The sequence below is a fragment of the uncultured Sunxiuqinia sp. genome (assembly GCF_963974515.1).
In the GTDB taxonomy this organism is placed as follows: domain Bacteria; phylum Bacteroidota; class Bacteroidia; order Bacteroidales; family Prolixibacteraceae; genus Sunxiuqinia.
This window is the reverse complement of record NZ_CAXBDD010000118.1, coordinates 1-10,225: the sequence shown is the minus strand read 5'-3', so window position 1 is coordinate 10,225 and position 10,225 is coordinate 1. Positions and strand designations below refer to the sequence as shown.

The window sequence follows — 10,225 nt, the reverse complement described above, 5'->3', positions numbered from 1 at the left end:
TCGTAAAGTCGCCCCAGATAACTCGGAATAGCATGAATGGCGGTTGTTCCATAATCCTGCATCAACTTAATCTGGCGCAAGCTGTTACCCGCCCCTGCCGGAATACTCAGACAGCCCAGCCGCTCAATGCCGTATTGAAAGCCCAGACCTCCGGTAAACAGACCATAGCCACAAATATTCTGAAACACATCGGCATCACGAACCCCGGCGCAATAAAGCGAACGGGCCATTAGGTTGGCCCAACTGCTGATGTCGTGTCGGTTATGAAAAATCACCGTCGGATTTCCTGTTGTTCCACTTGAACTGTGCAGACGGATGATGTCTTTCTTCGGCAAACTCAAAAAGCCATACGGAAAATGCTCGCGCAAATCTTGCTTGGTCGTAAAAGGCAAGTCGCGGATCGCTTCGACCTGCGTCAGGTGGTCAGCCGAAATTCCCTCCTGCCGGTATCGTTCCTTATAAAAAGGAGCCTGCACCGCTTGGTTAACCGTTCTTTTTAACCGTTCGAGCTGCAAGCTTTTCAGCTTATTTCGTTCTAAAGTTTCAAATTCTCTTTCCCAATACATTGATCTCTGTTTTCTGCAATTAAAAGAAATACATCATCATGGCAATACACCGGTGATTCGTTGCCCGGTGCTTATCGGCATACAAGCCGTCCGAAAAATCAAAGGTCCCGGCTCCATAATTGGCCGTGGTCATTTCATACTCAACAACCAGCCGAAACTTCGACACGTTCAGTGCCACATTCGGAGCCACACGAGCCAAATCCTGAACATTGGGGAGCAGTCCGGTGACGATACCCTTGCCGCTTCCTTCGTCATACAGCGCAGCGTCAGTTCCCAGGTTCCCGCCATAGCCCAGCATCACGCCCGCTTGCCATTTGCGGCCATAAACCATGTTCAGCAGCGTGGTGTAGTTGGTGTAATTGGTATAGGTTTCCTCGCCGGTCACCTCGTCGCGGGTAGCCACACCATAACCGCCCAAAAAGGTCAGATGCGTCATATTCTGCCCATAATATCCTTTCGCAGTGATGGTGAACCGATCGCTGGCATGTTTTAGGTAGGCCATAAAACCGGTGCTGGCCAAAAACTCTTCGGCCTTGAATTTTCCCGCTGTCCCGGTAACAGTCATTCGGGGTTTAATCCGTTTGATTTGCGCGCCTGCCCCCACAGTCAAACCGGATTTTTTGTATTCGGCCGACCACACCAACTCGGGCATCACACCGTTGCGTTGTGCCTGTGTTGGCGAGCTGTAATTGCTGGCGTCAAAACATTTGGAGGTGTATTGATTTTCGTAAACGGCAGCCCCGGAAACCGTCCAGTCGCCAGCCAACAAATCGTAACGAATTTGGGGTGAGCGGTTAAACGCCTGGAAAGGCGCGCCAGTGTTTAAACCTGCCACTGAAGGAAAAGCGCCGCCTCCCCAAAACGGGTGCCACGTTTGCCCAACCACCAAGCGGGTTTTCTCCCAGTCAAAAACCATATTGGCATGCCTTATCCGAAATAAGGTAGGTTCGGTTTTTACAATCCCGCCAAAATCGAACTCAATGGTTCCGCTGGTTTTTGCTCCGAAAATCTCGGGACCGGCAACCTTCACGCCCAGCCGCGACGCGATGGCTGACAGGTTGGAGCTGTATTGCTCATTTATATCCGCGCCGTTATCATCCTGCCCAACGTACAACGGAACCAGGTAAAACAACTCATTGGCGGCATCCAGTCCCTTGTAGGAATCAATAAAAATTTCGTTTCGGATAAATCCGTACAGGTCAACACTTAACTTACTGTCTTCACTTTTCTGCGCCACCGCTGAGAGAGCGAGGCCAACGAAACAGAGCAATGCAAAAAATCGTCTCATCAATATAAAGGCTTTGTTTTTAGTTTTTTTAATCGACAAAATTCGGCAAACTGCTTATATTCAAATCAGAAGGCAGTCCGTAAAGGAGGGAATTCTGAAAGTTAGTCAGCGTCATTTTGGTTGATTGGGAATCAAAAATAAGAGAAAACACCGTCCAATCAACGCAAGACAAAAGTCAATTCATTTAAAACAAGCCCATTAAACTACAAACCATCAAGCAAACAAGCCGAAAAACAAGCAATTGTAAAAAATTAGAGCAATTTTCTGATAATTTGAAATTCAGGTAATTTAGATTCATTTTGAATAATAAAATCCGGATTATGGCAACACAAGCATTTTTTTTTCGGAACTTGTTATTCAATTTAAAATCACTGACAATGAAACAAATTCTAAGCTTTTTAACATTAGCCCTTATGCTCTTTTCCTGCGCACAGAAACCACAAAAAGCGCCGGAAATTCCGCTGGAGGATTTCTTCCGTAATCCTGAAAAGACTGCTTTTCAGCTATCGCCAAACGGGAAATATTTTTCCTACCTGGCGCCTTGGGAAAGCAGACTAAATGTATTTGTCCAAAAAACCGGAGAGGATGAAGCGGTTCGCCTCACTTCGGAAACCGAACGCGACATTGCCGGCTACCTATGGAAAGGCGATAGCCGCTTGCTATTCCTGAAAGATACCGGTGGCGACGAGAACTTTCAACTGTATGGCGTCAATGTGGATGGCAGCGACTTGAAGGGACTAACGGTTTTTGAGAAAGTTCGTACCACTTTTATCGATGATTTGAAGGACGATGAAGACGAAGTGATTGTTGGTCTGAATAAGCGCGATGCCACAGTTTTTGATCCTTACCGGCTGAATGTACTTACCGGCGAAATGACTATGCTGGCTGAAAACCCGGGAAATATCATGGGCTGGATGACTGACCACGACGGCAAACTCAGGGTGGCCATTACCTCCGACGGGGTGAACAACACCATTCTGTACCGCGACACGGAGGAAGAGGAGTTCAGTCCCGTATTGACGACCAGCTTCAAGGAAACTGTTTCGCCGGTGCTGTTTACCTTCGATAATCAAATGGTTTATGCTTTATCGAATCTCGGAAGAGACAAAACCGCCCTGGTTACGTTCGATGTAGCCAATGGTAAAGAAGCCGAAGTGATTTTCGAAACCGCCGAAGCGGACCTTGAAGGAGTTGACTATTCCCGAAAAGATAAGAAACTGCTTTCCGTAAGCTGGACAACCGATAAAGATAAAAGGCACTTTTTTGATGCCGAAGCAGAAGCCATGCAGCAGGAACTGGAGTCCAAACTTCCGGGGTACGAAGTCGCTGTTGGCAGCCACAACAAAGCCGAAGACCAGTTTATGATTCGCACCTACAACGACCGAACCAGGGGAGCTTACTTCTACTATGACAAAAACACACAGGAACTATCGAAACTGGCTGAACTAAGTCCGTGGTTAAACGAGGCGGACTTATGCGAGATGCAACCCATCTCCTACACTTCGCGCGACGGGCTGACCATTCATGGCTACCTGACCCTGCCCAAAGGATACGAACCCAAGACCCTGCCGGTGGTGGTTAATCCACATGGTGGTCCCTGGGCCCGTGACTACTGGGGATTCAATCCCGAAGTTCAGTTTTTGGCCAACAATGGTTACGCCGTGTTGCAGATGAATTTCCGCGGCTCCACCGGATTTGGCAAGGAATTCTGGCAGTCTTCGTTCAAACAATGGGGACGCACCATGCAAGACGATATTACCGATGGCGTAAGGTGGCTGATTGACCAAGGCATAGCCGATCCGGAACGCGTAGCCATTTACGGTGGAAGTTATGGCGGCTATGCGACCCTGGCCGGACTTACCCTAACTCCCGAACTGTATGCAGCCGGCGTGGACTATGTGGGCGTTTCCAACCTGTTCACCTTCATGAACACCATCCCGCCCTATTGGAAACCGATGTTGGATATGATATATGAGATGGTTGGGCACCCGGAAACCGACAGCCTGATGCTGGCCGAAGTGTCGCCGGTGTTTCATGTAGACAAAATACAGGCCCCCCTGTTTGTAGCCCAGGGAGCCAACGATCCACGCGTAAACAAAGACGAATCGGACCAGATTGTAGAAGCTTTGGAAACGCGTGGCATTGACGTGGAATACATGGTAAAAGACAACGAAGGACACGGATTTAGAAATGAAGAAAACCGTTTCGACTTTTACCGGGCCATGATTACATTTCTGGATGAACACCTAAAACCCGCTGAAGAATAAGTCGGCCAATCCTGAAAATTAGCGTCGGTCAAAAAAAGGGATGTCGTTTGCTTGCCAAGACGACATCCCTTTTAATTTATCAATCTGAACTTCTCCGATATCGTTGTCGTATCAGTCTGACCAGTCGTTAAGCTTTTCTCAAAACATGCTGCTGTCGTTAATAAGACATCATAACGACAACACTAAAAGCATTACAAAATTAGTATGACCAAGCTACCTCAAAATCAGTAGAGTTCATCCAACAACACCTCATCCAGGTAGCTTGTTGATTGAACATCGATCTCGTGGGGAGCAAGAGTAAGATGCTGAAAAGCCACTTCCTTATTGACAAAAGATCCGCTCCTGTTCTTGGTATAGTCATTGAAAGAAGACATTTCCCATTGTGACGGATCATCTACTAGGCCTGCCATGACGGGAGTTTGATGAATGTACAGGAAACAGGTGGTCACATAATCGACCTGGCCAAAACCGCTGAAATACGAAACAGTCGGATCACTCAGAAGTTTAGCCTTGGTGGGGTGAGCAAACAATTGACCCTTTCTCCCATACCTCCGGTTAAAACCTTGGGTATAAGTACCAATAAGAAAGCTTAACTTTTCCGAAAGCTGCTGCGTCTGGTAGCGGCCTTTCGAATTGCCCCATTGGGCTCCTTCAGCCTTCACCTGAATCAACAGATGAAAGTGATTGGGCATTAAGCACCAGGCCAAGATATGCGCTCCGGGCAGTAAAAAGACCTTTAACTTATTCAGGAAAAGCCAATAATCTTCTTCCGACTGAAATACAAATTCATTCGACCGGTTATAAACGTGGTATATTGCATTTTCTTGAAAACTCATCGCAAGGTTCTGATTGGTGGATATTAACACAAACAAAATACCATCTTTCGATGTTCAATCTCGATTACTTAAAAAGGATAAGCAATATTTTCTTTTATACCGACGAACGCGTTAAATGTTTGGTTAAAACCTAAAAAAAAGACAAATGATAATTAATCATTTATTGAAGCTGTCCTCCAATGAATATTGCAGCGTTGAACTCAAATTTGCGCTGCGCACTAAGCTCCGCATAAACACGCCATAGCCCACCAAATCATGATGAACTGGCGGGCTATTTTTGGCTCTTGTTTAAATTGGAAGCAACGTTTACCGAAAGCTTCTGCTACGCGATGATCGGATCAAACAACAAAAAACATTGGCGATAGCCGGTCCAAGGAGTTGGATGCCCGCCCCCTCGCTATTCATATCCAATCGCAACTAATTCTTCTTAATGGTGACTTTGATTACCTGCGAAGCATCGGGCCATGGCAGACCATCATCCAATAGGCGCACGGCACCATCTTCAACGATATTCGCCTGCGTTTGTGCTCCCGGATACTCATTGACTTCGGTTCCGGCATCGTAAAGCTCGATGAAGTGGGTCAGATCTTTCTCCGCAGCACCATTCGAAAGCTTGATTCCTTTATCTCCCGTAGAGAAAAAGATATCGTTGGACGCCCCCAGCATGCTGGCAATACTCAACGATTGACCAACACGACCTTCAACAATAAATTTGTACATCTGCCCCGGGAATAATGGCCCGTCGCCTAAGCCACCTTCGCGCGTTGCCTGAAAGCCAGTTTCATATCCGGTGGTCATTAGCGAATGGTACAAAGGTTCCGGGTTTCCGGTTTCGGCGAGGGTTTCAAGGCCATCTCCATAGTCTGGCATCGCTTCGGTAAAAATGGGCAAGTCTTTTTTATCATGCAACACCCAAAGCACCGGAGCTACCGGCGACACATAACCACTGTTCGAAGTCAGAAAGTGCGCCAGCGGCCCCGCACTGCCGGTTTCGGCTAAATCTTCCAGGCCTTTTTCATATTCGGCCACACCTTCTTCAAAAATCGGGGTTTGATCATCGTAGTGTACCACCCAAGCCACAGGCGAGATTGCGGTGGTACTTCCTGCCAGCACCTCGATTGTTAGCGTAAACATGCTGTTGCCATCGTAACTTAACGAGGCCATTAGGTTGGTAGCAACCGTTCCATAGTCGTAGCCATCGGCAACATCTGCCATTTTCATGACCACGCCATTTTCGTCTGCCCCATTGTGCGGATTGGATGGCCCGGGCATCTGGTTCACCTGGGTTCCGGCATCCCACAGCATAATCTCAGAAGTGATATCTCCGGTAACCGGAGAACCGCCACTGTACAAACTGATACCACCCTCGCCAGGCGCATAAAATCCGTCGTTTGACAAACCATACATGGTCGCAAAAGATAGTCGATGGTTCGGCCCGGCATGAAATGAAAATGTAAAGGAATGCCCCGGGAATGCAGGTCCGGCAGAGCTTTCTCCTTCAGGAATACTAACTGCCCCGGCTTCAAAGTAGTCATAGTCGACCGAAACATTTTCAACCATAACAGTGTACGTGCCGCTTACGGAGGCTTTTTTCAGGCTGTTGTCAGCCAACTCGTCGTTCATTTCCTTTTGACACTGGGCAAAGGTGAATGCAACCAGCGTAGCAATCAATAGTAATCGTAAATCTTTCATAGTAATGAATTTTTAAATTTAACTAATCACTAAGTTCCTGTTTAAGTATCACAGGATCATCACGACACATTAAACTTTCTATAACGATTTCACTAATTATGAATACGTTATCCTGATTGCCGGATCAAAATATTGATAGATATCGGAGATGCATCCATTAATCATTTCAGGTTTCCCAACCACGGACTGGCTATGAGAATCAACGATTGTTTTGAGTTTTCGCGCATGCGAATTCGACATAAAAATTCCACAGGCAGAAGTTAAAAGCGGTCGACCCGCATGTGGCAGTAAGGCGTTCCCCCTTTGTTGGCGTAGTAATCCTGGTGATAATCTTCCGCCATCCAGAAAGTCGCTGCCGGAGTCACGCGTGTGGCCACTTCGTAGCCTTTCAACTGAAGGAGTTGGATGAGTTTTTCGGCAATATCCTTTTGCAACTCCGTGCGGTAAAATACTTCGGACCGATATTGTTCGCCCACATCGGGGCCTTGCCGGTTAACCTGCGTGGGGTCGTGAATTTCGAAAAACAGCCGAGCCAAAGCTTCGTAGCTGGTTTCCGCAGGATTGAAAATCACACGCACGACTTCGGCATGCCCTGTATTGCGATAACTCACATCCTGGTATGAGGGATTGCGTTTGCGGCCACCCATGTAACCCGATGCCACCGTTTTGACACCTGGTTCCTGCTCCAGGTAATATTCGACACCCCAAAAGCAACCACCGGCAAAATATGCGGTGTCGCGGGTTGCCATTCGGGAAGTTCCCGCCGGGATAAACCGCAGCGAAATGGAGTTGACACAATGCCGGGTATTTTCAGCCGTGAACCCTTCGTTTAAAAAGACATGCCCCAAGTGAGCACCACAATGGTTGCAGGTAATCTCAGTTCTCATGCCATCCGGATCCGGGGTGCGTTTCACGGCACCTTCAATCTCATCATCGAAACTGGGCCAGCCACATCCCGAATCAAACTTATCGGCTGAATGGTACAATTCCGCACCACACCGTTTGCAGATGTAGGTTCCTTCTTCGTAAAACTTGTCGTATTTCCCTGTAAACGGCCGTTCGGTCCCTTTATGCACGATCACCCGTTCTTCCTCCGGGGTCAGCGGACGAAAATAAGGTGAAGTTTCGCTTGGTTTTTTATCTTGAGATTGGGCACAGCCGGCAACAGACGCCAGGCTGAATAATACGAGATACATCATGTGTTTCATTTTCGTTCTCCTTTCTAATCATTCTGATCGCTCCAAAAATACCAGAGCACTTTTTCTGTTTCGAAGCTATTACTCTCGCTTCAATTTCCATACCGAAAGCGGGTAGCAGCTGTTCGCCAAAGGTCTTCAGGAAAGATCACTAAAAGATCATTTTTTTCTTGAATTTAACCGACATTGGCCACCGGCAGCTCAAATGTAAAGGTGGTTCCCTTGCCAAATTGGCTAAACACGCGAATGCTGGAGTGATGCAATTCCACCATCTTTCGAACGATGGCTAAGCCCAGACCGGTGCTATGCTGATCTTCGCGGGCTTTGTAATACCGCTGAAAAACATGGTCCAGATCCTCCTGCTTGATTCCCGGCCCTGAATCAACCACCCGTACTTCCACTTTCCCTTGATCTTTAGTGTCAATTTCAATGTTGATCGTGTCGCCTTCCCTGCAAAACTTCACCGCATTATCAATCAGATTTTGCAGAACCCGGTCAATCATCGAAATATCCGCTTCAACCAATGGTACATCCTTCGCGATCACCGTATTCACGCTAATCCCTTTTTTTTGCGAAATGATGCGGTATTTATTGGCAATGTCGTACACCAATTCGGCTATTGAAAAAGGTTCCGGGTGAGGTTTGATTTGCTGAGCCTGCAATTTCGATAACTCAAATAAATCTTCCACCATCTTTTTCAGCCGGCCACAGCTTTTGTAAATCACCTCCAGATACTTTTCCTGTTCTTCGGGTCTCAGGCTGTCTTTCTTTAGCAGCAAAGTTTCGGCGTACCCTTGTATCGATGCCACGGGGGTGCGCAAGTCGTGCGACACATTGCTGATCAGTTCCCGGCGCAAATTGTCCACGCCCTTCAGTTCTTGAATATTCTGCTCAATCGTGTTTGCCATTTCATTAAAAACCGACCCAATGCGATCCAACTCGCCTTCATTCTTCACCGCAATACGGGTACTGAGCTTCCCTTCTCTGAACTGATTGATTCCCTCAATAATCGGGTTTAGTTTTCGGGTAATGACGTAAAAGGCCAGTAAGCCCACCAAGGCTGAAATAATTAGGATCGTAATGACCGAGCGGATGGACAAGCCCAAAATATAACTGCCCAATACGGCTTGTGAGGCAGAGACATAATCCTGGCTGGCCAGTACAATGTAAATATAACCAGTCAGCGTGCCTCCGTTCATCACCGGGGTAGCCGAAAAGGTTTTGTACTCTCCCGGGTTTCGCGGATCGTCGCCATAAATAATGCTATGCTCCGGATCATCCAAAAAGGTTTTGATTGGTTTCAGATCCACCCTTTCCAGTTTCACCACTTTATCTGGCGCCACATACTGCAATATTTTTCCCTCCGGATTTAACAGGTAAACCTCTACGATCGGGTTGATTACCATCATGGAATGCATAATATCTTTCACCCCTTCCTCACTGATTATACCGTCCCGCAAAAAGGGATCAATCATAGAACGGGTATTTTGCGCCAATTCCCGGTTCAAGCGCTGGTTAACTTCAACAGAATACTGCCGGGCCGACTCAACCGAAACGTATAGCACCACTGCCGTAAACAAGAACAATACCAGCAAAAAAATTGCTGAAACCTGCAAATACAGGCGATTAAATATTTTTGGTCTGACAAGTTGCATGGCATTTAAATTTAACCTCAGGCTTCCCTGAATTTATATCCGACTCCCCATGTTGTTAAGATATACTCTGGCTGGCTCATGTCCTTTTCGATTTTTGAGCGCAATCGGTTGATGTGAGAATTGACGGTATGCTCAAACCCTTCAAATTCGTATCCCCAAACCTTATCGAGCAATTGCATACGCGAATACGTTCTCCCGGGGTTTGAGGACAGATGGACCAACAGATCAAATTCTTTTGGTGAAAGTTCGATGCGAATGCCATCCAACTCGACAATGCGCATGCCAACATTGATGTATAGCCGATCGCAGCGAATTTCAGCTTCCTCTTCCCCACTACCGTGCAAAACTTGTTCAGTACGACGCAAAACGGCTTTTACTCGGGCAAGCAATTCCCGGATTCCAAAAGGCTTCGAAATATAATCGTCGGCCCCAATCTCAAGCCCCAACACTTTATCAATTTCTTCCGATTTGGAGGTGATCATCAATATCGGCGTGTTGTTTTTTTCCATGCGAAGGCGTTTGCACACTTCAAAGCCATCGAGTAAAGGAAGACGAATATCCAACAGAATAAACCGGTAACGATTGTTCAGGGCTTTCATCAGGCCTTCTTTACCATCGTAAGCTTTATCCACATCCATATGCATATCCGCCAAATGAATGGATATCAATTCGGAGATATCTTTATCATCCTCAATAATTAACGCTTTATCCATTGGAGTTTTTTT

7 protein-coding genes and 1 pseudogene are annotated in these 10,225 nt (G+C 46.9%); 1 reads left to right on the top strand and 7 read right to left on the bottom strand.

Annotated elements, in window-relative coordinates; genetic code table 11:
• Together AAC033_RS16825 and AAC033_RS16820 are read right to left on the bottom strand one after the other, a co-directional pair.
• Window positions 1–566, bottom strand: a pseudogene (locus tag AAC033_RS16825) (phenylacetate--CoA ligase); the annotation flags it as partial.
• A 19-nt stretch (window positions 567–585) separates the two neighbouring features.
• Window positions 586–1,854: a hypothetical protein gene (locus AAC033_RS16820; protein WP_339740252.1), complete on the bottom strand. Its 1,269-nt coding sequence runs from the start codon at window positions 1,852–1,854 to the stop codon at window positions 586–588.
• 377 nt (window positions 1,855–2,231) lie between these two features.
• Between AAC033_RS16820 and AAC033_RS16815 the strand changes: the two genes are divergently transcribed.
• Entirely contained in the window at window positions 2,232–4,121 is a 1,890-nt protein-coding gene (locus tag AAC033_RS16815) for a S9 family peptidase (protein ID WP_339740250.1), read from the top strand.
• Window positions 4,122–4,345: 224 nt separating this feature from the next.
• On the opposite strand, the gene AAC033_RS16810 is transcribed toward AAC033_RS16815, so the two are convergent.
• The 5 genes from AAC033_RS16810 to AAC033_RS16790 form a co-directional block, all read right to left on the bottom strand.
• Window positions 4,346–4,957, bottom strand: coding sequence for a hypothetical protein (locus tag AAC033_RS16810; RefSeq protein ID WP_339740248.1), 612 nt, complete (start codon window positions 4,955–4,957; stop codon window positions 4,346–4,348).
• 417 nt (window positions 4,958–5,374) lie between these two features.
• A complete protein-coding gene (locus tag AAC033_RS16805; protein WP_339740246.1) occupies window positions 5,375–6,649 on the bottom strand; it encodes a spondin domain-containing protein in 1,275 nt (424 codons plus the stop codon).
• A 260-nt stretch (window positions 6,650–6,909) separates the two neighbouring features.
• Window positions 6,910–7,848, bottom strand: coding sequence for a bifunctional methionine sulfoxide reductase B/A protein (locus AAC033_RS16800; RefSeq protein WP_339740244.1), 939 nt, complete (start codon window positions 7,846–7,848; stop codon window positions 6,910–6,912).
• A 173-nt stretch (window positions 7,849–8,021) separates the two neighbouring features.
• Window positions 8,022–9,500 carry a HAMP domain-containing sensor histidine kinase gene (locus AAC033_RS16795; protein WP_339740242.1) on the bottom strand — a complete coding sequence of 493 codons (1,479 nt, stop codon included), beginning with the start codon at window positions 9,498–9,500 and terminating at the stop codon, window positions 8,022–8,024.
• Between the two features lie 17 nt (window positions 9,501–9,517).
• The coding region (locus AAC033_RS16790; RefSeq protein WP_339740240.1) for a response regulator transcription factor at window positions 9,518–10,225 on the bottom strand (708 nt) is incomplete at its 5' end.